Annotated in this window: 17 protein-coding genes; 8 read left to right on the top strand and 9 right to left on the bottom strand. The window is 38.4% G+C overall.

Annotation, left to right across the window (positions count from 1 at the left end; translation table 11 throughout):
* Positions 1-1461, top strand: a 1461-nt coding sequence (locus K6D58_RS01820; protein ID WP_296826961.1) for an alpha-L-arabinofuranosidase C-terminal domain-containing protein, incomplete at its 5' end; no start/stop codon positions are given.
* A 12-nt stretch (positions 1462-1473) separates the two neighbouring features.
* Here the strand turns inward: K6D58_RS01820 and dapB are convergent.
* From dapB to K6D58_RS01800, 4 genes are all read right to left on the bottom strand, one after another.
* Positions 1474-2262 (bottom strand): 4-hydroxy-tetrahydrodipicolinate reductase, encoded by a 789-nt coding sequence (gene dapB, locus K6D58_RS01815; RefSeq protein WP_296826960.1) that lies wholly within the window; start codon positions 2260-2262, stop codon positions 1474-1476.
* A 110-nt stretch (positions 2263-2372) separates the two neighbouring features.
* The gene (locus K6D58_RS01810; RefSeq protein ID WP_296826958.1) at positions 2373-2726 is read right to left on the bottom strand and encodes a hypothetical protein; all 354 of its coding nucleotides are present in this window, start codon (positions 2724-2726) and stop codon (positions 2373-2375) included.
* Between the two features lie 21 nt (positions 2727-2747).
* Entirely contained in the window at positions 2748-4667 is a 1920-nt protein-coding gene (locus K6D58_RS01805) for a clostripain-related cysteine peptidase (protein ID WP_296826956.1), read from the bottom strand.
* A gap of 90 nt (positions 4668-4757) precedes the next feature.
* The gene (locus K6D58_RS01800) at positions 4758-4889 is read right to left on the bottom strand and encodes a hypothetical protein (RefSeq protein WP_296826954.1); all 132 of its coding nucleotides are present in this window, start codon (positions 4887-4889) and stop codon (positions 4758-4760) included.
* A 185-nt stretch (positions 4890-5074) separates the two neighbouring features.
* On the opposite strand from K6D58_RS01800, the gene K6D58_RS01795 reads away from it, so the two are divergent.
* The 3 genes from K6D58_RS01795 (at position 5075) to K6D58_RS01785 (ending at position 9682) form a co-directional block, all read left to right on the top strand.
* Positions 5075-6292: an ABC transporter ATP-binding protein gene (locus tag K6D58_RS01795; protein ID WP_296826952.1), complete on the top strand. Its 1218-nt coding sequence runs from the start codon at positions 5075-5077 to the stop codon at positions 6290-6292.
* Between the two features lie 87 nt (positions 6293-6379).
* A complete protein-coding gene (locus K6D58_RS01790) occupies positions 6380-8329 on the top strand; it encodes a ribonuclease catalytic domain-containing protein (RefSeq protein WP_296826950.1) in 1950 nt (649 codons plus the stop codon).
* Between the two features lie 30 nt (positions 8330-8359).
* Positions 8360-9682, top strand: coding sequence for an aspartate kinase (locus K6D58_RS01785; RefSeq protein WP_296826948.1), 1323 nt, complete (start codon positions 8360-8362; stop codon positions 9680-9682).
* Positions 9683-9780: 98 nt separating this feature from the next.
* Here the strand turns inward: K6D58_RS01785 and K6D58_RS01780 are convergent, their stop codons facing one another.
* Together K6D58_RS01780 and rocF are read right to left on the bottom strand one after the other, a co-directional pair.
* Entirely contained in the window at positions 9781-11853 is a 2073-nt protein-coding gene (locus K6D58_RS01780; RefSeq protein WP_296826946.1) for a methyl-accepting chemotaxis protein, read from the bottom strand.
* A 99-nt stretch (positions 11854-11952) separates the two neighbouring features.
* The gene (rocF, locus tag K6D58_RS01775; RefSeq protein ID WP_296826944.1) at positions 11953-12864 is read right to left on the bottom strand and encodes an arginase; all 912 of its coding nucleotides are present in this window, start codon (positions 12862-12864) and stop codon (positions 11953-11955) included.
* A gap of 178 nt (positions 12865-13042) precedes the next feature.
* On the opposite strand from rocF, the gene K6D58_RS01770 reads away from it, so the two are divergent.
* Positions 13043-13480, top strand: coding sequence for a YcgN family cysteine cluster protein (locus K6D58_RS01770; RefSeq protein WP_296826942.1), 438 nt, complete (start codon positions 13043-13045; stop codon positions 13478-13480).
* Between the two features lie 7 nt (positions 13481-13487).
* On the opposite strand, the gene K6D58_RS01765 is transcribed toward K6D58_RS01770, so the two are convergent.
* Entirely contained in the window at positions 13488-14162 is a 675-nt protein-coding gene (locus K6D58_RS01765) for a hypothetical protein (RefSeq protein WP_296826940.1), read from the bottom strand.
* 63 nt (positions 14163-14225) lie between these two features.
* On the bottom strand, positions 14226-16127 hold the full coding sequence (locus K6D58_RS01760; protein WP_296826939.1) for an EAL domain-containing protein: 1902 nt from the start codon (positions 16125-16127) through the stop codon (positions 14226-14228).
* A 138-nt stretch (positions 16128-16265) separates the two neighbouring features.
* Here K6D58_RS01760 and K6D58_RS01755 point away from each other — a divergent pair, with 138 nt between their 5' ends.
* From K6D58_RS01755 to K6D58_RS01745, 3 genes are read left to right on the top strand one after another with little or no spacing between them, the layout of a single operon-like run.
* Positions 16266-18638, top strand: coding sequence for a coiled-coil domain-containing protein (locus tag K6D58_RS01755; protein WP_296826937.1), 2373 nt, complete (start codon positions 16266-16268; stop codon positions 18636-18638).
* Positions 18622-19818 (top strand): CapA family protein, encoded by a 1197-nt coding sequence (locus K6D58_RS01750; protein WP_296826935.1) that lies wholly within the window; start codon positions 18622-18624, stop codon positions 19816-19818. Before K6D58_RS01755 ends, K6D58_RS01750 begins: the two co-directional genes overlap by 17 nt.
* Positions 19809-22412 carry a helicase-related protein gene (locus tag K6D58_RS01745; protein WP_296826933.1) on the top strand — a complete coding sequence of 868 codons (2604 nt, stop codon included), beginning with the start codon at positions 19809-19811 and terminating at the stop codon, positions 22410-22412. The genes K6D58_RS01750 and K6D58_RS01745 overlap by 10 nt, the downstream gene beginning before the upstream one ends.
* A 92-nt stretch (positions 22413-22504) precedes the next feature.
* Here K6D58_RS01745 and K6D58_RS01740 read toward each other — a convergent pair whose 3' ends face one another.
* Positions 22505-24286: a HEAT repeat domain-containing protein gene (locus K6D58_RS01740; RefSeq protein ID WP_296826931.1), complete on the bottom strand. Its 1782-nt coding sequence runs from the start codon at positions 24284-24286 to the stop codon at positions 22505-22507.
* Positions 24287-24289 lie beyond the last annotated feature (3 nt).

The following is a 24289-nucleotide window of genomic DNA, read 5'->3' as shown; positions in this document are numbered from 1 at the left end:
CACTTCAGGTCCTGTCCTATGGATAAGATGGATGAATTTATTCAGGACGCCCTGGACCTTATTGAATTTGCAAAGGGTTCTCCTGATACAAAATGGGGAAAAATAAGAAGTCAGCTGGGACATGAAAAACCTTTTAATATTGAATACCTGGGAATCGGAAACGAAGAAGTAGGAGAAGACTTTCCTCCAAGATTCAGGCTTATTCAAAAAGCTGTAAAGGAAAAATATCCTGAAATTAAAATAATTGGTTCAAGCGGACCTTTTGCCAGCGGAAGTGAATATGACCTGGGCTGGACAAAAGCCAGTGAATACAAGGCAGAACTTGTAGACGAACACTACTACATGGCCCCGGAATGGTTTATAGAAAACAGCCGCCGTTACATGAACCATAAGTCATCTTTGCCACAAGTCTTTCTTGGTGAATATGCCAGCTGGGGAAACACCTGGAAAAATGCCCTTTACGAAGCAGCCTTTATGACATACCTGGAAAAATCTCCCGGAGTAAGACTTGCCTGCTATGCTCCACTTTTCTGTCATACAGACTATGTAAACTGGAAGCCTGACCTTATCTGGTTTAATTCCACTGACTCCCTTACATCAGCCAACTATGAAATACAAAAACTTTTTATGCATACAAGGGGTCAGAATCTCGTAGAGACAGAATTCTCTGACCAGGGAAAAACCCTGCTTATGGATAAAAATCCTGATTCAATTCCGGGAAGAATATTCCTTTCATTTAATACAGCATCCGTTCTCTATTCTGATATTATATTCCAGGAACTGGACCAGGATGGCAGTGTAAAAAAGACAAGGCACTTTAAGGACGCCTGCCTTTCTGCAAAGAACCGCCGGGTAAACCTTACAAAAACAAAGGCTAAAAACTGGAGGCTTACCCTTAAGGCAAAAGAACTTTCCTGCAAACAGGGGTTCAGGATTTACTTTGGTGAAGAAAAAAACAAGCGCTATCTCTGGGAAGTAGGAGGCTGGCAGAATCAGGATTCGGCAATATGCGAAGAGATTAATTCAAAAAGTTCCTGTCTTGACCAGCACAGAATGATTGTTCAGCGTAATGCCTGCTATGAACTTACCCTGGAATGCAGGGGAAGAAAAATAAAGGCTTATATTGACGGAGCCCTCTTTCACGATACTGAATCAAAAGTATTTGCCCCGGAACTTCTTTACCAGAGCATGACAGAAGACCAGGACAATTACTATCTTAAGGTTGTAAATGTTCTTGAAAAGGAAGAAGACTTTAACTTTGATTTTTCTTCACTTTTATGTAAGGCAGCAGAGGCTCAGGTAATAATGTACTCAGGATTTCCTCTTGATGCAGAAAATACTTTTGAGCACCCTTATGACTTTAAGGCAAAAAAAAGCACCGTAAGCATTAAAGACAAAAGCTTTAAGTTTACGATGCCTCCTTTAAGTGCAGCCGCCTTCATAATAAAGAAGGAGCTGTAAAATCAGCAGGAACTAGAACTCAGGAAAAACATCCTTCATGCCGTAAAGTTTTCCTGCATCAAGTTTTCCTGCATCAAGGAACTTTTTGAGGTTTTCAAGGGCATGAACTGCACCGCTGGCAAATCCCTGGCGGCTTCTTGCTGTATGGGTAAGTTCAATTGTGTCTGCAGGAGAATCAAAATAAACAGTGTGGGTTCCAGGAACAGAACCGCATCTTGTAGAAGATACATGAAGCTGGTTTGCCTGTGGCTTTGAATGGAAGGCATCTGTTACGATTTCGTTTTTCTTTGTAAATCCTGCAAGAACATGCTTGGCAACATCAAGGGCTGTTCCGCTTGGAGAGTCAGCCTTCTGGTTGTGATGCATTTCCCATACTGCAGCATCATATTCATCAAAAGCATTAATGAGTTTTGAAGCTTCTTCTACTATTTTATAGAAAAGATTTACACCAATAGAAAAGTTTGCACTTGTCATAATTGTTCCCCCGCATTCAGCAGCAAGGGCAGCAACTTCTTCATGTTTGTCATTCCAGCCTGTAGTTCCTACAACAAGAGGAAGCTTAAGGGGAAGAAGGGCCTTTATGTTTCCCATAACGGCAGAAGGATGGGTAAACTCAATAATACCTTCTGCACCGCTTTCCTTAACGGCCTTTGCTACAGCTTCATAATCTCCGGCAGCAGCCTTTACCTTTGCATCAGGAGCAACAACATCTATTGTAGTAACAACTTCATTACCAAAAGAAAGGGCTGTTGATTCAAGCATGTGACCCATTTTTCCGTATCCTACAAGTGCAATCTTCATATATACCTCTCAAAAAAAAACTGCTGCCCCCTGAAGTTCAATTCAAAAAGCAACAGCTAGAATATATATTATTTTTTCTATTCTTGGAATACTAAGGGAAACCTCAAAAACTATTCCTTTATGGAAATAAGTTCCATCTTTGATGACCAGGGACTGTTCATTTCAAGAAGCCTGCCTGTAACTTCTACAGACTTTCCGCTGAAAGAAGAAAGACCTGCATAAACCTCTTCATATCCTTCACATGGAACAAGCACCACAGTTCCCCGGTTTTTAGTTTTTCCTCCTGAAACTACGACAGCTTCACCTTCTTCATTTAACTGAAGGATACCCCGTGCAGAAACAGGAAGTCCCGGTAACTCAGAAACAGTTTCTGAACTTGCGTTGTCCTGCCTTGAAGATGAACAGGAGACAGCGGATGCTAAAACCAGAACAGCTGCTGAAAGAAAAAGAAATTTTCTGAACATAAAGTCTGCCTCCAAAAAAAATTAATCCTGAGTTCCAGCCTGCCAGAGACTGATTACCTTACCCCATTTTTCAGAATAACCTGTGTAATCTGAATAGCTGGAAACATAATCAGCTTCTTTAAGCAGTTTCTTAAAATTTTCAACATAGTAATATACTTCCAGCGGTTTTGCGCCGGCAGCTATTGCTTCAGCTGAGAATCTATTTAAAAGATCATCATCACTTAAAGCTGCAAGTTCTGCTGAAAGATCTTCAATTTCCTTCATCTGAGTTTCAGAAAGCTCATCTCCCAATTCTAACTCAGGATACTTAAAGGTAACAATATATAAAATTATATAGTATCTGATATCATCTTTAGTTGTGACATTCTGAGTCTCTATGGTTAGTCCGTAATAATTTTCTGAAAGCTCAGTTGAAACAGTATCTCCAGTGAGATAATCTTTTCCATCTGTCATGTAAAGCTGACCATCAGTAACTTCAGACCAGCCTAAATCAGAAGGCTGCAAATCACTTAAAACCAGAGCATTATCTACAGCCTCCATGTTCATATCACAAACTTCAAGACCCTTTTTTCCGGCATAAGAATAAACTATTACGCCGTTATTAGAGGCATCAAGTTCATTCAGGACTTTCTGTGCAGCTGAGCAGAGTGCGGCATTATCAGAAAAGTAAGAAGCAGCTCTTTTTGCCAGCTCCCCTATATCAGAAAGATAAACGTAAGTTCCGCCGTAAACGATGCCTCTGTCTTTAGTAGCTTCATAATCGTCCTTATCCTGACCTACATAGTCAGAATAGAAACTGTAAAACTTCTGAGATGATACACCGTCATCTTCAATCTCCAGAAGAGCATCAGCAAACAAATCTATAGAAGACTTTAAAGCTTCATGCTTTGATTCATCAAGATCAAGAAGAGACATTGTAAACAGGGAACAGCCGCTTGAATAGGCATCCTCCTCTGCAGGCATAGAGATGGAATAATAATCATGATGATAGGCACTTACAAGTGTTTTTCCAAAATCAAGAACTGTAGTATCACTGGTAAAGCTGCTGAATAAATGAGCATACTCATGACTCATGCTTACATTTGGAGAAGCAACCATGTAATCAGCCTGACCTCTCAAGTCATAGGCAATTTCTGCAGTAGACTGAAGGCATACATCCATCCAGAGAAGTGAGATTTTATTTTCACCAGTGTATCCTGCAGCTGAAAGAGCTTCTTTAATGTTACGAGTTGTAATGCAGCGTTCGCCTCCATTTGTATCATCATAACAGAGAGTTCTTGAAGAAGAAGTTACGTCTGCATACATTTCTTTACCCGTTCCCGCACCATGATCACTTAAACAGAGTACTATATGATTTGCGGCATAATGACGGGAAATCCATTTCATATATTCAGTAAGAGTTTTTCCACTTCCCATGTCAGGTTCATTCTTTAACCATGAAACTTCTTTTTTATAATCAACTGTACTGCTGCTCATTTTAAAAGAATCACCTAAAGGTCGTTCTGAATCACCTGAATTTTTATAGCAGACATATCCCACTCCGTACTTATTTGAAGTACAGGTTTTATATTCAAGATCAAAATCAGCTCCAAGATCAAAGAGAGCTGATGAAGGATGAGCGTATACGTTACCGTTTTCAACAAGGCCGTCTTCGCTTTGTCCATCCCATAATACAACCATGTTTACAGAAGGCATTCCAGTTCTTACACTTCCGTCTTCATTTCTGAAACGTGTCAAAGCATATTCTGCCTGCTTCATGTTTGTGTAAAGTTCATCATTCAAGTTATTATCTGCATCATAATAATAAACAAAAAGCCAGTCGCTTTCTTTAACCCATTCCGGTTCGTTAGATCCCTCTGAATTATGCCAGCAGGACGTAAACAATACCGAAAGCACAGCACAGACAAGAAATATAAACATATCTGTCCTGAATTTTTTCATTTGAAACCTCCAGAATGCAGTAATTATTCTTACCGCAAGAATTTCATTATATAAAAAAATTTTATTGTTATTCAATATAAATTTAAGATTCTAATACATGGACTGCTTCTCATCAGAACCCTCAGGTTCAGACTTATCTTCACCTGTACAGGCAGTAAAAACTGCCATAAAAAGAGCCAGTAAAAATAAAGTACCGGCTTTCATTAATGATTTAACTTTCATATAATTTAAATCTCCTTAAATTGTGATGACAAATTATAATTTTCCGTTATTTTTTTATCAAGTAATTTTTAGTTATTTCTATATAAATGCAGAAAATATCCCCTTTTTAGCCTTAAATACCATTTGACTTATAAAAAAAGGCAACATATAATAAAGGAATAATATAACCCCTCGGGAGGCCAAAATTGGCAAAAGTAGAACTGAAGGGTATTGGTAAAATCTATGACGGCGGAGTTCATGCCGTACAGAATGCCAATATCACAATTGAAGACAAGGACTTCTGCGTATTCGTAGGTCCTTCAGGATGCGGTAAGTCAACTACTCTCCGCATGATTGCAGGTCTGGAAGAAATCTCTGAAGGTGAACTTCTCATCGACGGAGAACTCATGAATGATGTTCCACCAAAGGACAGAAACATCGCCATGGTATTCCAGAACTATGCTCTTTACCCACATATGACTGTTTATGACAACATGGCATTCGGTCTTAAAATCCGCAAGATGGATAAGGCAGAAATCCGCCGCCGCGTTGACGAAGCAGCTACTTCACTTGGTCTTACACAGTACCTTGATCGTAAGCCAAAGGCACTTTCTGGTGGACAGCGCCAGCGTGTTGCAGTAGGACGCGCTATCGTTCGTAATCCAAAAGTATTCCTTTTTGATGAACCTCTTTCTAACCTTGATGCAAAACTCCGCGTTACAATGCGTGGTGAAATTGCAGCTCTTCACCAGAGGCTCCAGGCTACAATGATCTACGTTACACACGACCAGATTGAAGCTATGACAATGGGTACAAAAATCGTTGTTATGAAGGACGGACACGTTCAGCAGATTGGTGAACCACTCTTCCTTTACAACCACCCAATCAACAAATTCGTTGCAGGATTCATCGGTTCGCCTCCAATGAACTTCCTTACTGTAACAATCAAGAAGAAGGGAGACGGTATCATCGCTGACGAAGGTACATTCGAACTTGTTCCAACTGCAGAACAGCAGGTTGCACTTAAGGAATACGTTGGTAAAGAAGTTTACTTCGGCGTACGTCCTGAAGATCTTGCTTACGGTGATTCACCATTTGCAGAAAACAACATGCAGATGAAAGTTTCTAACAAGGAACCACTTGGTGCAGAAACACACCTCTTCCTTGCTACAAAGGGACAGAACATCATTGCACGCGTTCAGGCTTCTGCAAAAGAATCTTTCAAGCTTGGCGAAACTGTAAACTTCCAGCCAGCTATGAACAGATGTAAATTCTTTATCAAGAACCCAGAAGATCTTGATGCTGAACTTAACATCTGCGAAAGAATCGATGCACCTTGGCTCGTAAACGCACTTACAGGTGAAGTTGGTTACAAGAAGGACGACGGCTTTATCGCTGACGCTTCTGCTAACGACAACATGTAATGAATAACTGATTTTTTCAGTATAAGGCGCCGTCTTATTTTTAAGGCGGTGCTTTTTTTTATTTAAAAAGTAAGTTAAACTTATGGAATGATTAAAAAGAATTCACTTGTTTTATATAAAAATTCTGCAGCTCTTGTTACCGAGGAAGCTGCAAACGGAAAATTTACGGTAAAATTCCTTTCTGTTCCGGCCACTCAGACAAAAAAAGCTGTTTACGGTGAACAAAGCGTAAGACCTAAAGACATTCTTCTTTTACACGAAGGACCTGCCTCTTCCCTGGAAGCAGCCCTGGATTTTGCAGAACAAAATGCCCCTTCAGAAGATAAAATCTACGATCTTAACAGTGACAATAAAATTACCGGCCTTATAAAAGAGTGCTGGGAACTTTTATCCTCAGATGATTCTACAAAAAATCAGAGCCACTCTTTTGAAGACCTGGTTTCTCTTTTTTACGGAGACCTTAAGGCAGACCAGGCCTGGGGACTCTTTGCTGCCCTTAAAAATACTGTTTTCTTTATGCAGAACTTAAAGGACCAGATGGATGGCAAAATTACCTTTACTCCCCGCTCTAAAGAAGAAATAGATTCCCTTGTAAAAAAGGCTGACGAAAAAGGTAAGGAAGCTGAATTAAGGGCAGCCTTTATTGACCGCCTTAAAAAACATGAACTTCTTCCTGAAGATTCAAAATTTATGGGAGACGTAGAAGCCCTTGCCCTGGGTAAAACTGATAAATCAAGAACAATGCATGATGCCCACTTAAAGGAAAGTCCGGAAAAGGCCCACAAGCTTCTTCTGGATACAGGACTGTGGAAAATCACCCGCAACCCTCACCCTTTACGCTGGGGTCTGTCCATGCATTCTGCTTCTGAATGTTTAAGCAGGCCTCCGGAAGAAGAAAGAGTAAAAGTGGAAGGCATTTCCTACGCTATTGATGATGAATGGTCAGCTGACCCTGATGATGCTGTAGCTTTTGACGGTCAGTATTTATGGGTTCACATAGCAGACCCTGCATCTTCCGTAATGCCTGAAAGCAGTATAGATAAAAGTGCCCGTGCCAGAGGTTCTACCCTTTACATTCCGGAAGGAGCCGCCCGTATGCTGGCAGAAGGAAGCCTTGAAGATTACGCATTAGGTCTAAACGAAATAAGCCGTGCCCTTTCATTCAGGATAAAGCTTGCAGACGACGGTTCAATAGAAGAATGTACCGTTATGAAAACCATAGTTGACGTAAAGCGTCTTACCTATAAGCAGGCTGATGATGAAAAAGACTCTGCAGAACTTAAGCCTCTTTTTGACATTGCAAGAAAAAATGTGGAACGCCGTAAGAAAGCTGGTTCCGTACAGATAAACATGCCTGAAGTTCACCTTAGCGTAGATCCTGAAAGCAAAATTGTTTCCATAAGAAATGTAAATCATTTTGAAAGCGGAGAAATGATCAGGGAAATGATGCTTTTAGCAGGAGAAGGTGCTGCAAAATTTGCCTTTAAAAACAACATTCCCTTCCCTTATGTAAGTCAGGAAGCTCCTGATATTCCTGCAGAAATACCGGAAGGACTGGCTGGACAATACCGCCTCCGCCGCTGCATGAAAAGAAGAAGTGTTGGAGTAACTCCGGCAATGCACTGCAGCCTTGGCCTTAACATGTACACTCAGGTTACAAGTCCCCTGCGCCGCTATTCAGACCTTATTGCCCATGAACAGCTGAGGGCTTTTCTTGACGGCCGCCCCCTTATAGATAAAGACACAATGCTTATGAGGGTAAGTGAAGGAGATGCTGCAATGCAGGCTGCAAAAAAGGCAGAGCGTAAAAGCAATACCCACTGGACTCTGGTTTACCTTCTTCAGAATCCTGAATGGACTGGAGAAGCCATCTGTGTAGACAAAAGCCAGAAGGTTCCTCTCTTTAGTATTCCGGAACTGGGAAGTGAAAGCTACATTATGCCTTCTAAAGAAGTTGAGCTTAACGAAAGTATCAGGATAAAGGCAGCAAATATAAACATTCCGGAACTGACCGTAGACTACCTTCCTGTTGAATGAGAAACTGAATTTGAATATACTTGCTGAAGTATGATAGTAATGAAATTCGGCGGTTCAAGTGTTGCCAGCGCTGAACGCATCCGCCACGTAGCAAGTATAATTCAGGCTTATAAAGAAAAGCGTCCTGTAGTTGTTTTGTCAGCAATGGGAGATACAACAGATCACCTCCTTGAAGCAGCAGATATGGCTGTAAAGGGTACTGTTGACATTAAAAAAGTAGAAGACCTTCACCTGGCTACTGCAAAAGATCTTGGTGTAGAAGTTCCGGCAATTAAAGAACTCCTTGAAGAACTTAAATTCCTTCTTACAGGAATAAGCATGCTTCATGAGCTTACAAAGCGTACCAGAGACTACCTTGTTTCTTTTGGAGAAAGAATGTCAGTACGCATGATGGCAGCCTACCTCAGCAAGCAGGGAACAGACGCTGTCTTCTATGACGCCTGGGACATTGGTATGGTTTCTGATTCCAACTATATGTCTGCTGAACTTCTTGATGATGTATGGACAAATATTCCTCAGCATCTTGACGGCTACAAAAATGGCACTGACAAAAAGATTCCTATTGTAACAGGTTTCATTGCTAAAGATAAAAACGGAATTATTACAACTCTTGGAAGAGGCGGCTCAGATCTTTCTGCAACAATGATTGGTGCTGCAATGCATGCCGAAGAAATCCAGACATGGAAAGACGTAGATGGTATCCTTACTACAGACCCTCGTGTTGTAAAGGAAGCTCATCCTGTTCCGGAAGTAACTTATGAAGAAGCCCAGGAACTTGCAATGTTTGGAGCTCAGGTACTTCATCCACGTTCAATGATTCCATGCCGCAAGACAGGTACTCCTGTCCGCGTAAAAAACTCCTATAACATTGAATCCCCTGGTTCGATTATCGTAGAAAAACATTCGGGAGAACGACCTCTTGTTACTGCAATTACCAGTGTTAAAAATGTTTCACTTATAGATATTCAGTCTTCACGTATGCTGGGAGCTGCAGGATTCCTTGCCCATGTATTTAATCAGTTCCTTAAATGGAATATTTCTGTTGATGTAATTGCAACTTCTGAAGTATCCATTTCACTTACAGTAAACGGCAAAGCTGACCTTACAGGTCTTATTGAAGACGTAAAGAATGTTGCTGACATTACTGTTAAAAAAGAAAAAGCAATCGTTACAATTATCTGTGACGCTTCCCGCTCAAGTTCAATTCTTGCAAAAGCCTTCTCTGATCTTGAAAAGGAAGGAATTAACGTACAGATGATTTCTCAGGGTGCATCTAAGGTTAACATCAGTGTTATTGTAGATACAGCCCAGGTAGAAAAGACAGTACAGGTTCTTCACTCTGCCCTCTTTTAATAAAAAGATTTTGTTCAGAAAATAAAAGAAAGCCCTTCCTTAAAATTTTTTTTCTAAGGAAGGGCTTTTTATTTTTTACTTAATAACTATCGGTCTTATCATGTAGTAAACTGATTGATTTCCAGACCAATCTGTTTAATTGAATCCCTGACCTTTGCAGAAATATCAGAAAGGGCTGCACTGGTTGTGCTCATATCCCTGGCGCCTTCTGTAATTTCGTTCATGCTGTCTTTAATTACAAAAGTTGTTTCCTGAAGATTATGAATTTCATCAAGGATAAGACGGTTACCCTCTGCCATTTCTTTAGAAGCAGTTTTTACTTCCAGGGTATTGTCGTTCATTACTTTTAGGGAATCAACAATCTGAACTGAACCTGTCTGCTGTTCATCCATAGCTTCCCTGATCTGGCGTACAAGGCCGTCAGTTATTTTTATCATTTCGCTTACGTCATTAAAATTCTTTCTGCTTTCAGAAGAAGATGCAACTACATTGGCAATTGTTTCCTGAATTCTGTTAAGCTCCTGACCGATTTTTTTAGACTGGGCTGTTGATGTTTCTGACAGCTTGCGGATTTCGTCTGCAACTACAGAGAATCCCCTTCCTGCTTCTCCGGCATGGGCAGCTTCGATTGCTGCATTCATGGCAAGAAGGTTTGTCTGACTTGCAACACTGGCAATAGCAAGGTTTGCTTCAAGAAGAGTCTTTGACTGATTTGCAACTTCTTCTATATCCCTTACAACTGCCATCTGACTCTGTATACCAATATCAGAAGCTGTCTGAAGTCCTGCAAAAGAATCTGCCATTTTTTCTACGGAAGAATTTACGGATGAAATATTTCCTATCATTTCTTCAACTGCAGCAGATGCCTGGGTTACTCCTGCAGCCTGTTTTTCTACCATAAGTTCCAGGGAATTAATATTCTCTGCAATCTCTGCAACTGCAGATGAAGTCTGAGTTACTGCATCAGCCTGACTGTTTACCTGACGGCCTATGCTTTCTATATTTGAAATAATCTGAGTTACGGCTCCACCTGCTTCCTGAACATTAGCCTGAAGCTGACCTTCTACTCCGTTAAGAACTGAATTGGAATTTTTAATCTGTCCTACAATTTCATGAAGTTTGGAAATAAATTTATTAAAGCCTCCAACAAGACTTCCTACTTCATCTTTAGAAGCAACCTTAAGTCTGTAAGTAAGATCAGCGTTTCCATTTGCAATTTCGTTAACGGAAGCATCTACTTTCTTTACAGGTTTTACTATTGTGGTAGAAAAAAGGAAGGCAGAAAGACAGGCAGCAGCAAGGGCAAAAATACCCAGTAAAACAGCCTTTGTTACGCTGGTATAAATGGACTCTGTAATTTCTGATGAAGGTCCCTTTGTTACAAGGATCCATCCTGTTTTGGAATCAATAACCCTGGCAGAAAAATATTCACCACTACCATCATCTGTTATTGTTAAGGTATTTTCTGTAATTTTGTTTTTATAATTTTTTAATTCAGGATATTCACTAAAGAAATTTGCTTTAAGAATATCGGAAGAATTTTTTCCTGTAAGATAATACCCTTCTGAATTAAGAAGATAGGACTTTCCTTTTTTTGTCAGCTGAATGTCCTTTACGATATACTCCAGGTCATCAAGCATAATGTCTATACCTGCAACACCAAGAATTTTATTTTCATTCCTTATGGCATAGGTTATGGAAGCTACAAGTTTTCCTGTAGAAGCGTCTGTATATGGAGGTGTCAAAACACAGTTATAAGAGGCCAGGGCTTTTGTATACCAGTCCTTTTCATTTTTGTCATAGGAATTATCCGGCACCCATTCATCACTGGAATAAAATTTTCCTCCCTCCCACATAGGAGTTGTATCTGCAAAATACATACAGAAAATTGAAGGTTCATCTTTTATAAGGCGGGCAAGAACAGAAGGTGTAGATGTATAACTTAATTCTGAATTAATGATATAAGGCTCCACACTTTTAACTATCATTTCCGGCCTGGATAAAAATGCAGAGACTGATTCACTTGCTCCTGTCATCTCTGCTTTTGCAAGAGTATGAATATTGGAATCAAGAAGCTTAATCTGGGACATAACCATTGGAAGAACGATTACCAGAACTGAAAATAGGACAATAGCTGCGTTGGATAATACAAGTTTTTTTCGGATTGTCATAATAAAACTCCCTATGAATTAAATGAGAAAATTTGAAATAAGCAGAAAAAAAATCTTAGGGACAAGGGGCTTCAAAAAAAAGTCCCTTATTTAAAAGTTTTAGAAAAGTTTTTCACCAAGGAGGCGGGCTGCGATATTTACTGCCATAACAGCAGTTTCGTTACGCACGTCAAGAATAGGATTAACTTCTACAACTTCCATGGATTTTACAAGACCGGTCATATGCATTTCTTCCATAAGAAGAAGGGCTTCACGGTAATTCATTCCTCCTGGAACCGGAACACCTGTACCCGGTGCAATTGAAGGATCAAGAGAGTCCATGTCAAAGCTTATGTGAACTACATCACATCTTGTTTTAAAGAAGAGCTTAACCTTCTTTACAACTTCATCAAACCCATAACGGTCAATGTCACTGATAGTAAAAACCGTAACTCCGGCTTCCTTCATCAGTTTTTTTTCACCTTCATCAAGATCCCTTACACCAACATAACAGATGTTTGCAGGATCAACTTTACGTCCCTCCTCGTAAAGATTAACAAGGGCATCAAGACCATAACCTGCACAGGCAGACATACATTCACCATGAATGTTTCCAGTAGGTGAAGTCTGATCTGTATTAAAATCACCATGGGCATCTACATAAAGAACACCAAGTCGCTTACCTTTTTTTGCATAAGCTGAATGAAGCCCGGCTACTGTACCAAGTACAATGGAATGGTCTCCACCAAGTACAAGGGGAAACTCTTCTTTTTCTGCAGAGCTTTTAACAACATCTGCAAGTTCAGTACAGGCTTTTACGATTGGTTCAAGATACTTAGCCTTAGGATTTGCCCCTATGTCTACGTTTTCCTGAGGAATTATTTCGATATTCTTTGAATCAGTAATAACAGTGTGTCCGATACCTTCAAGCTTTTTTCTTATGCCTGCAAGGCGAATTGCGGAAGGTCCCATGTCACTTCCATGACGACGGCCGCCATAATCCAGCGGCATTTCTATAATATGAACATTCATGATGGCATTCTACTTAAAAGAGCATTGTTAATTCAAGCTAATAGTGGCATAAAAAGGTATTCATTTTTTATTTAATTACTAATATCTTAAAATAAAAAGGCAGATTTTCCATTCTTAAATTATGCTTAAAAAAACTTTATGGACACTTACTTCTTTATCAGGCTATAATTTTTAAATAATGATTGAAAGTGATTTTTACAAAGTAAAATCCCTGACTCAGATGAATGAAGAAGAATGGGAAGCTTTATGTGACGGCTGCGGAAAATGCTGTCTTAGAAAATACATAACAGGTTACGGCAAAAAAGAAAAACTCCACTTCACAAGAATTGCCTGTAATCTTCTTAACCTTAAAAACGGACAGTGCAGCAACTACTGTCACAGATTTGAACTTAATGAAGAATGTATCAGACTGACAAAAGATAATCTTCCTGAATTTAAATGGCTTCCTTCTACCTGCGCCTACCGTTTGATTTATGAAGGAAAAGACCTTCCTCCTGAACATCCCCTTGTAAGCGGAAAAAAAGATTCAGTCAAAACCCTTCAGGTTAAAAATCTGGTTCATGAAGAAGACATAGATGAAGCTTTCTGGGAAGATTACGAAATAGAAGAATGCTGATTTAAAATCAGAAAGTCCACATAAAACCTAAAGATGGTTCTATTAAAAAGTTTCCAAAAAGAGTTTCGTCACTTTTATAAGACTGAATACTGGTACTGCTGCCGCTTTCATATTCATCAGACTGAGTAAGGCTTGTATATCCTGCAACAAAATATCTGCCGCTTAAGTTTGCATACATTCCAAAGTGTTCTGTAAAAGAAAGTCTGCTGTAAATATCAAGGCCTGCACTAAAGATACTTGTAGATAAAGTATTTTCATACTGATGTTCAATACCGCTTATAGTTTCTGTTTCTGAATAACTATAGTCATAAAAATCTGCACAAAGAACAGCGGCAATTCCAAGAATAAAATTTTCTTTATTTATAAAAGAGTAACCGGCACCAAAACTGTAGGATGTGTAAACGCCTGCATTAATATCACTGTCCTGAATATCTACATCATCAGAAAGAACCAGACCGGCATTTAAGTCAAACTTTGCCGTAAAGCCATTTTCTGCAAGGCCAATGTATGTAGTATGAAAACCATAACCTGTCTGGGTTATATCAGAAACATCATCATCACTGTAATTGGAAAGTGATAACTGAAAATCAAAAGCAGCCCCTATATTATTAGTCCACTTGCCGGCAAAAGCAGCAGGTATAAAAAAAAGGGCAAGGGCAAAAGATATAATTATTTTTTTCATAAGATTGTCTCCTTTAAATAAAAAACACACATGTTAAATGTTTTTAGATAATCATTATTTCATTTATTTATCTTTATTTGAATACTTCCTTAAAAAAACATCTACTGGTAAAGGTTTGTCAAAATAATATCCCTGAAGATAATCACAGCCGATATTTTTCATGGCAAATGCAATTTCGTTGCTTTCTATACCTTCTGCTGTTACTGTAAAATTCATCTGTTTAAAAGTCTCTACCAGAGTAGGAAGAATTTTATCCTGCTCTTTAAAATAGTCCCATACAACTTCCATATCCAGCTTTACGTTTATAAAAGGACAGTGCTTAAGTCTGGTGACATTTGAATAACCAGAGCCATAGTCATCAAGAACAAACTGAAAACCTGACTGCTGCATGGTAAGAATCTGACGACGCAAGAGAACATAATCAATCATGGACTCTTCCGTAATTTCAAGATGAATCATGTTTGCTGGAACCTGATATTTTTGAAGTATGGCAGAAAATCTTTCGTTTAAATCCCTGCGTAAAAACTGAATTGGAGAAAGGTTTACGTTAATCCAGGAGATTCCCATAGCAGCCACATCATTTTCTTTAATAAAGCGGCAGGCCTTTTCAAAAATCTGTTCACCAAGAATATTTATACGGCCGTTTTTTTCTGCAACAGGAATAAATTTTACAGGAGGAATAATATTTCCCTCTGAATCACGGATACGGGCAAGAGCTTCTGCACCAATAATATTGTGTTTGTTAACATCAACAAGAGGCTGAAGGAAAAGTTCAACTGTATTCTGTTCAACAGCCCTTTCTACAGAAAGTTTTACCTCCCTGACCTGTTCCATATCTTCAATAATTTCATTTGTAATAATCGTATCAGTAAGATCATTTTTTTCCAGAACATTTATGGAAGACATTATGGCATTCAGGATTTCATCAGCGCTGACATTTTTAAGATTTCTGCTTACATGAATAAAGCCGGGCTCAAGAAGGAGATCTGAATCCTTACCGGCACACCAGGTATGAAGGAAACGTTCACTTATCTGTTCACAAACATTGCCGTCAAGACATTCTGAATTAGCATTTACAATGGTAAAAACTCCGTTCCTTAAATAAAAAATCAGAAACTTTGGAAAGTTCTTTAAAAGATATTCACCAATCATTGCAATACCCCTGTCCATCTGGATATTTCCGTAAACTTCCCTGAGTTCATGATAATGTCTGATAACAAGAGCCTTTATGTAAGAATTGTGCGTTTTCTTAATTTCATCCATAAGCCTGATAAAGGCACTGGTATTAAAAGTCCCTGTTTTTTCTTCCATAAATAAATCCGGATTCTGGAATGACAGGTAAATAATAACTATGGCTATAAGACAGAAGAAATCCATTACAAGAAAATTCTTAAAGGCTATTCTGCAGATATAACCGCTAAAAAGAACAAGATTATAGGCTGTAAGGGAAATTGATGTCCTTAAAGTATTCTTTTTTCTGTTTATAAAAACCTGACAAAGGGAAACAATTATAAAATAAAAACAGCTTATATATAGAAGATTATAAAACTTTCCCTTTTGGTAAATGCCGTCTTCAAAAGAAAATATAAGTGGATAAAAATAATTAATAAGAACTGCTGTTTCAGAAAGAATAAAAATTACAAGGGTTGAATAATAAAGCCAGTTATTCTTTTTTATATGTTTGTCTACTGCGTTGTAGGTAAAAAAATAAAAAAAGGCTGTACGCAATACAAAAGCAGCAAAGAAGAAAACATTAATAGTTGTAATAATTAAATCTTCTGTATCCCGGGGACATTCAATTTTACGGGATGCAAGAACGTCAAGAACAAGGACAATTATTTCTACAACAAGTATATTAAGGAAGGATTTATTTAGGCGGACAGGAATTCTTCTTTTTGTAAAATAGAAAACCAGAAACACGAGAAGAATTACAAAATCAGGAATTACAAATCCATAATTATACAACAGAATGCCCCCAATTTTAAATATTTACCTTACCTTAAATTATGAGGCATAAAAGTCCAATTTGCAAGGAATAAGCAAAAATAAACATTGCTTTGCTTAAACGTTGTAAACACAAGCTTAAAATGATAAAATATATTTATGAACTTAAAAAAGATTATTTCGGCAACATTCATCTTCCTCTCAGCTGCCACCACAGCTGTATTTGCCCAGAATGGTTATTTTACAGGCAACGGAGGTTCAGATAAAAAAGTCCTTATATACGATTCAACACTTTTAAATGGTAAATCTGATAAAAGTGACCAGTGGATTCCTATTAAAATAAAGTCCGATATTATAAATGACTTAAACAGCTACTCTAACATTCAGGTTATTGATGCTGAACAGACAGAAACCATCAGAAAAATCCAGAGACAGTACGAAAGTTCTGAATATTCTTCAGAAAACCCTGTTGAACTGGGAAAATCCCTGCAGGCAAAATACTACATTACCCTCAGCACTACCCGCAATAAAGAAACCTACAGTCTCTCTGCAACAATCTTCAATATAGAAACAAGAAAATCAGAAGGAGGCTTTACATCTTCCTTCTATTCTCAGACAGACTACCTTACAAAAGTTCATGGGGAAGCCTGTGTTAAACTTCTTTCTGACCTGGGAGTAAACCTTACCACTGCAGGTAAACGACTTATTCAGATTGGCTCCCTTACAGAAACAAATTCTGCATCAGAAAAAGAAATGGAAGAAAACCTTTCTGCAATTACAGCAGAACTTGAACGCATTACAAAAGAAGAAAGCAAACTTTCTGCCGGAAAACTTACTGACCTTGAACTTGAAGCAGAAAAAACAAGGATAGAAACTCAGAAAGCAGTTCTTGAACGTCAGCAGGCTGCAGAAAAAGAAAAGCTCCAGCGTCTTCAGGAAGATGCAAAGCGTGAACAGGAAGAAGAGCTTGCCCGCATGGACCGTGACACAAAACAGCAGCAGGAAATCCTTAAGCTTTCCAACGAAATAGAAGAAAAAGCTATGGAAATCCGTAACAAAAAAATTGAGGGCCTTACTGCAGGTGAATACATTGAACTTATAGAAGCAGAAAAACAGACCCTTTACGCCAATGAAAAATCCGTAAACGAAGCTATTGCCTCCTATAATAATTCCCTTAAGGAAGAATACGATAAAAAAATAGAAGAAAGAAAAAACAGACCCCTTCAGGCAGCAGAAAAAGATTCCAATGGAAACAGATCTGAACTTTCTCAGGCAGCCCTTAATTCAGACATAGCTAAACTTCAGGGTGAATATGAAGAAAAGGCTGTAGAAAATGCTACAGAGCTTAACAAAAGCATTATGGATGTTCAGAATCAGCTTCGTAAAAAAATCTCTGCTGATATTGAAAAGATGGAATCTAAGGAATTTACATCCAGCTCCCTTACAGACAGCAGTCTTTACTTCCGTGTAGATAATTATGACGGAAATGCAGGAGGATGGTACTATACAATGGCCTTTGCCTTTAGCGGAAAAACCGTTTACACAGACAAAGCCCTTCTTACTTACAAGGAAGTTACAGGAAAAGAGATTCCTGAAGCTCCTAAAGCCGGTGATAAAAATATAGAAAAGAAAAATAAACTTATTCAGGAATACTTTGATATCGTAGACAGCTATGACTCTTTCTTCAGATTAAATGTTCCTTATATCGAAGCTATCATTACCTATAAAATTTCTGCAGAAAACTACACAAGACCTTCTGCCTACCGGATTAAGATTACAAATCTGGTGTTAAAAAATGTAAGTAATTCAAAAAAAATAAAGACAGTAAATTTCCTCGAAGTAGTTAATTACAACTATACTCCGGCCTGCAAGGTTGACTGGCGTACAAAGTCAGAACAGGAAGCAGACATAAAAAAAGAGGCTAAGGCAAAATTTGAAAAAGAGAAAAAAGCTTCTAAAAATGCTGAACGCAAAAAGAAGGAATCTGCATCCAGCAAAAATAAATCTGCATCTAACTCCACTCCTTCAAGTCAGGATGCAAGGGATACTGTAAGTACTTTTTACAGCAGCGGTTTTGCAATTCCAGGAAACTTAAGCCTTTACATGAACCAGGAAGAGATTTACTTTACAATCGGTTATTCATTTACAATCGGTTTAACTGAAAACTTCTTTTTAGGTGCTAACCTTGACTTTGGTTTTGGCGGCGACAAAAAAGCAATGAAGGATACTGGTGAATACTATTCAGGTTCTTCATACTATAGTTCTTCCTCATCCTCTTCTTCAACTGAAGATCTTGAAACCTTCTATGACTTTACAGGTATTGCAGGAGCAAGCTTTAACCTGGCAAGCTGTCTCAGGTTCAGTCTCTGGGGTGAATGTGGAACCATATGCGGTGACATTGGTTTAGGAAGCGGTGCAAGCCTTGAACTTTATACACCAAACTCTGGTGGTGCCTATATCAGTGCAACAGCTTTAGTTACAGAAGAAAAATACTTGGGAAAATTCTCCATCGGTTATGAACTCTGCTTCTAAGTCACTGCTCAAAAAAACACTTTATATTATTGTCTCCTGCACTTGTCTGATTACCTGTAAATCCTCAGGTAAAATTCAAGAAGATGCCATAAAGACTTCAGACACTTTTTATGACAAGGACAATTCAATTCTTCTGTCCTTTGCCGGTGACATAATGGCTCATAAACCAAACTGGAATATAAAAAATTTTGACGAAGTTTATGAGGACGTGACAGATTTACTTCATAAAAGTGATGGTGCTTTTGTAAATATAGAAACTCCTGTTATGGATTCGGCTCCCTACTCTTCTTATCCTAATTTTAATGTTCATCATCAATATGCAGAAGCGGCAATAAAAGCAGGCTTTAATATTTTTTCTTTATGCAATAATCACACTAATGATCAGGGACTGGAAGGAATAAAAGAAACAAAAAAATACTTTGATAATAAAAGAAAAGAAACAGAAAAGGACCTCCGTCCTGTTTATTCATCAGGAGTAAAGGATTCTTCTACTTCTCCCTTTACCTATGAAGTAATTAAAATCAAAAACTGGACTGTTCTTTATCTTGCAGTAACAGAACTTTTAAATCGCAATGACTATTCTTCCTATATAAATTATATAAAACCAAATTCAAAAAGCCGCCAGACATTTATTGAACAGGTAAAAAAACTAAGGGAAGATAATCCCTGTGATCTTTTTGTTTTAAGTTTTCATACAGCAGAAGAAGAATATATTCTTACTACAAAAGACTCTCAAAAAAAATTCTATCACTCACTTCTTGATGCAGGAGTTGATGTAATTAATGCAAACCATCCTCATGTACCAAAAGAATGGGAACTTTATAAATATAAAGACGGTCAGGGAGATAAAATAATTTTTTACTCTCAGGGAAATACCATCAGTGCCCAGAGAACATCTCCTACTTATGACAAGCCTGACACTATCAGGGATTACACAGGAGAAGGTTTTATCACCCAGGTGCTTTTTACAAAAGACTCTTCCGGTAAAGTAAATATTATTAAAATAGATCCTGTTCTTATTACAAGCTACATCACAAACCAGTGGCACTTTGTAATAAAAAAACTTGATGAAGATTTTATCAAAAGTCTCAGGGACTCCGGAAAGAAAAGCTGGGCCGCCTATCTTGAAAAAAGAATGCAACTTATGGAAAAAATAAAAGGAAAACTAATATGGGAATAAACTACAAAAAACTTCCAGTATATGAACAGAAAGACAGGATACTGGAAACATTAAAAACTAATCAGGTAATTGTTGTACAAAGTCCTACCGGTTCCGGTAAGACGACCCAGCTTCCGGTAATTCTTCACGAAGCAGGCTACTCCCAGAACGGAATCATAGCTGTAACACAGCCAAGACGTATTGCAGCTTTAAGTGTAAGTGAATTTATTTCAAAGCAGCTTAAGACTTCTTACCCTGGACTTGTAGGCTACAAAATGCGCTTTGAAGATAAGACTGATGCTACTACAAAAATAAAAATCATGACTGACGGTATTCTTCTTCAGGAAATGAAGCTTGATCCATGGATGAGTAAGTATTCCGTAATCATGGTAGACGAAGCTCATGAACGCAGCCTTAACATTGATTTTGTACTTGGTCTTCTTAAACGTGTTCTTGCCGTAAGAAAAGATTTTAAAGTAATAGTAAGTTCTGCAACAATGAATGCAGAAGCCTTCAGTAAATATTTTAATGACTGTCCAATTGTAACAATTGACACACAGGTATTCCCTGTTGCCATGGTTTACGATCCACCTCTTATTAAGGCAAGTACAATTAATGAAGAAGCAGAAGAAGCACTTTTGCAGAAAATAGAAAGCACCATTGACCGTGTACTTGATAACAGGGAAGACGGAGATATCCTTGTATTCCTTCCTGGAGAAAAAGTTATTAAAGACTGTATGCAGCGTCTTTCAAATGCCAGCTTCCATTCAAAGATTCATCTTGTTCCACTTTACGGAAGACTTCCTAAAGAAGAACAGGAAAAGGTTTTTGATTCAGCTCCTTTTGGAAAAAAGAAAGTTGTTATCAGTACAAACATTGCAGAAACTTCCGTTACAATTAACGGCATTACAACTGTAATTGATTCAGGACTTGCCAAGCTTAACTTTTATTCACCAAGAACCTTTACCTCCAGCCTTATTGAATGTCCTGTAAGTAAAGCCAGCTGTAACCAGAGACGGGGAAGAGCCGGCCGTACTCAGGAAGGGACCTGTTACCGTCTTTACAAAAAGGCAGAGTTTGAAGAAAGACCTGAATATACAACAGAAGAAATTTACAGAACCGACCTTAGTGAAGTTGTATTAAGAATGTCAGAACTTGGCATTACTGAATTTGATAAGTTTGATTTTATTTCTCCACCTCAGCATGAAGACCTTATGGGTGCCGTTAACACCCTTAATATGCTGGGAGCTTTGGAGAGTGACGGAACTTTAAGTAAGATTGGTAAACTTATGGTTGAGTTCCCTCTTGAACCAAGGGTAAGCCGCATTATCGTAGAAAGCCTTATGCTCTACCCTGACGTTCTTGATGAAGTTCTTATAGCAGCTTCTTTCTTAAGTACACAGAATCCTTTTGTTCTCCCTGCAGGTGAAGAAATGGATGCCCGCAAAGCCCACCATGCCTTCCGTGATATTCAGGGAGACTTTGTAAGCTATGTAAAGATTTACAAAACCTATCTCTCTGTAAACAACAAGGAACGCTGGTGCAAAAACAATTACCTTGATGAAAAGGTAATGGCAGAAATCTTTAACGTAAAGAGTCAGCTTGAAGAAATTGTTGGTGACAGAATGAAGATTCCTGTAACAGGCGGCGGTCAGATGGATAATTACCTCTGCTGCATTGCCAGTGGAATGATTCAGTTTGTATGTATCCGTGAAGGAAGGGAAACTTACAGAACCCTTACAGCAGACCACATTTCCATTCACCCCGGTTCTTCTATGTTTAAGACAAACCCCCTTTACATAGTAGCTGGAGAAATCGTTAAAACCAGCCGTATGTTTGCCATGAGTGTTTCTCCACTTACTAAAGCCCTTATTGCAAAAATTAATCCGGAACTGGAATTTAACCTGCAGCATATGAGGGGTAAAAATTCCCGTCAGCTTACAGGCTCCTTTGAATATTCAGGAACAAGCTTTAAGGACACAAACCATAAGGTTGGCAGAAGCGATTCCCGTTTTGCAAAAAGACTGGAGAAAAATTCCGGTGAAAAAAATGATGACACAGTAAGCTTTGGTGGAAAGTTATTTAAGATTGTAAAATCAAAAGGAAAAAAATGCCTTATACTTCCTGTAAATGATCTTATTGAAGCTGCAAAGGCAGAAAAAAACGAAAACCTTCTTGCCCAGATTGGCGGCATGAAAGGCAGTGTCCTTATGAATAAAAAGTTTACCCTCTTTAATAACGAAAAGATGGAAATAATCATTAAGGCAGCAAGAGTGCTTAATCTTACTCCTATTGATGAAAATCAGTGGAAGAGAAAGATGAACATTAACGTTAGTACAAAAGAAAATCTTGAAGAACTTATTGAAAGCCTTAACTGCATTATGAGGGTTGCCATTGCAAAAAGTTCTTCTAAGGAACTTGGATTTATTACCCTCTTTACCGACAACAGGGGAACTTTCTGGTACAAGGTTTCCAGAGGATTCCCTACAGCAATTAATGAAAGCATTTCTTCCCTTGAACGTCTTATTGATGAATGTAATGCCCTTGATTTAAGTAATGCTCAAAAAGAAAAGGTAAATGTAATATACAGACTTCTTAATTCTTTGTATGACTAAAATGCATTCAAACTTATAAATAAAAAATCCCTGCTGCCTTAAGAATTAAATGAAGCTGACTTCAAAATCTTTTTGGGAGCAGGGACTTTTTTTTATTTTTCGCTGCCGGTCATTGAATCTACAATTCCAAGGATTCGCTTTGCCTTTGCAGCATTGGCATTCTTCTTTTTAGGTTTAGCCTTCTTTTTATCTTTGCTTTCTTCTTCTTCACTTTCTTCGGCATCCTTTGCAATATCTGCAACCATCTGCCTTAAAGAGGAATAGCGGCCCTTAGCCCATATATCAAGACCTGTTCCCTGAGTAGAAACATCTGAATGTTCAATGTAAGCCTTACAGATATCTTCAAACTCTTTTCTGCCGTACTTTGCAAATTCTTTACCAAGGGCATACCTGAGGTTTTTACGAAGATCATCTTTTAATGTACTTCTGGCAACTTCTATTATTTCATCTGTTCCTGCATGATCATATTCCAGAAGGGCAGCTGCAACTTTTGCCCTGGCTGTATCATTAAGTTTCTTATCCTTTATCTGAGAAATAAGGAATTCATTTCCTTTGTCAGTGTTAAGTTTTGCAAGAACATCATAACACTTTTCCTTTACAACTTTTTCTTCTGACTTATCCTTGCAGCGGTAAATAAGATAGGGAGCAGCTTCCTTCATATCCCTTTCCTTTACACAGTCTATGGCTTCAAGCCTTACCTTGTACTGGCCGTCCCTTAAAGCCTGAAGAATAATTTCATCAGCAGTCTTATCCTTAAAATGAGAAATTCCCCTTACAACATGCTGCCTGAATACAGGATCCTTTTCTTCAAAAAGTTTAACAAGGATTTCTTCACTTTCTTCTTTTTCCATGGCACCAATAGCTTCTGCAGCATACATACGCACATAGGAGTTTTCGTCTTCGTCCTGTGCAATTTCTGAAAGCTTGTCCCAGGTATCAATAGCCTTGATTTTTCCAAGAACACGCATAAGGGACTGTTTCTGAGCAACAGCCAGGTCATCACGGTCAAGATAATCAGAAAGAAAAAGTGCTTCTTCACTTCCACCCAGGCTGCCTACAGCAGTTAAGGCCATGTTAAAGTAATCCTCTTCTTCTTTATCGATTAAATAAATAAGACCTGGAACAGCTTCCTTACATTCAACTTCTGCAGCATATTTAAATACCAGTTCAACAGTATCTTTCTGCACGTCATAAGGATCGTTTATAACTTCTGTAGCATAGTCACAAAGACATGGATCCTTAAGCTTTGTAAAATAAGTAAGGATTTTGTTTCTTATAACCGGATTTTTTGTTACGTAAAAAAGATCGTAGATTTCGTCAACAAAACGCAGATCTTCATTTTTTGTAAGTTCATCAAGAAGATCACTGATTTCTGCTTCAAGACCAAACTCAAAAGTTTCCCGGCATTTATCAAGGTAGTCTTCACCGGATTTTTTTTCATCCCGGGAAGCAGCCTTTTCGATTTCTGCAGAATCTGGTTTTCTTGGACGGCGGGCATCGGCATATTCCTTTTCCCTGTCGTATTTATATGGTCCGGATTTTTTTGAGTCATCCTTTTTTTTCTTTTCACTTTCAAGATAGGCTTCTACAATAGGGTCTGATTTTTTTTCTGAAGTTTTATTTTCTCCAGCCTGCTTTTCATCAGCACTTACTTCTGAACCCAGACTTTCTGCAGCGTCCACAGTTTCTACTGCAGCATCCACAGCCCCTGCCCCATCACTATTACTTTCAGCAGGAGCTTCTGTCTCAGAGCCGGATTCTTCTTTTTGATCTGTAAGAAGATTATCAATTGCCTGAGGTGCAGTTGCATCCTGAGCAAAAAGACTCATACCTGTAAAAAGAAAAATTGAAGTCAGCAAAAAAATCTTTTTCATTAA

The sequence above is a fragment of the Treponema sp. genome (assembly GCF_024696245.1).
Lineage (GTDB): Bacteria > Spirochaetota > Spirochaetia > Treponematales > Treponemataceae > Treponema_D.
This window is presented reverse-complemented; position numbering and strand designations above follow the sequence as displayed.

Bases quoted from the DNA above. Each gene is read 5' to 3' on its own strand.
- K6D58_RS01755 (WP_296826937.1), top strand. From the start codon at position 16,266: ATGAACTTAAAAAAGATTATTTCGGCAACATTCATCTTCCTCTCAGCT.
- K6D58_RS01780 (WP_296826946.1), bottom strand. From the start codon at position 11,853: ATGACAATCCGAAAAAAACTTGTATTATCCAACGCAGCTATTGTCCTA.
- K6D58_RS01810 (WP_296826958.1), bottom strand. From the start codon at position 2,726: ATGTTCAGAAAATTTCTTTTTCTTTCAGCAGCTGTTCTGGTTTTAGCA.
- dapB (WP_296826960.1), bottom strand. From the start codon at position 2,262: ATGAAGATTGCACTTGTAGGATACGGAAAAATGGGTCACATGCTTGAA.
- K6D58_RS01805 (WP_296826956.1), bottom strand. From the start codon at position 4,667: ATGAAAAAATTCAGGACAGATATGTTTATATTTCTTGTCTGTGCTGTG.
- K6D58_RS01800 (WP_296826954.1), bottom strand. From the start codon at position 4,889: ATGAAAGTTAAATCATTAATGAAAGCCGGTACTTTATTTTTACTGGCT.
- K6D58_RS01745 (WP_296826933.1), top strand. From the start codon at position 19,809: ATGGGAATAAACTACAAAAAACTTCCAGTATATGAACAGAAAGACAGG.
- K6D58_RS01750 (WP_296826935.1), top strand. From the start codon at position 18,622: ATGAACTCTGCTTCTAAGTCACTGCTCAAAAAAACACTTTATATTATT.
- K6D58_RS01740 (WP_296826931.1), bottom strand. From the start codon at position 24,286: ATGAAAAAGATTTTTTTGCTGACTTCAATTTTTCTTTTTACAGGTATG.
- K6D58_RS01790 (WP_296826950.1), top strand. From the start codon at position 6,380: ATGATTAAAAAGAATTCACTTGTTTTATATAAAAATTCTGCAGCTCTT.
- K6D58_RS01785 (WP_296826948.1), top strand. From the start codon at position 8,360: ATGATAGTAATGAAATTCGGCGGTTCAAGTGTTGCCAGCGCTGAACGC.
- K6D58_RS01765 (WP_296826940.1), bottom strand. From the start codon at position 14,162: ATGAAAAAAATAATTATATCTTTTGCCCTTGCCCTTTTTTTTATACCT.
- rocF (WP_296826944.1), bottom strand. From the start codon at position 12,864: ATGAATGTTCATATTATAGAAATGCCGCTGGATTATGGCGGCCGTCGT.
- K6D58_RS01770 (WP_296826942.1), top strand. From the start codon at position 13,043: ATGATTGAAAGTGATTTTTACAAAGTAAAATCCCTGACTCAGATGAAT.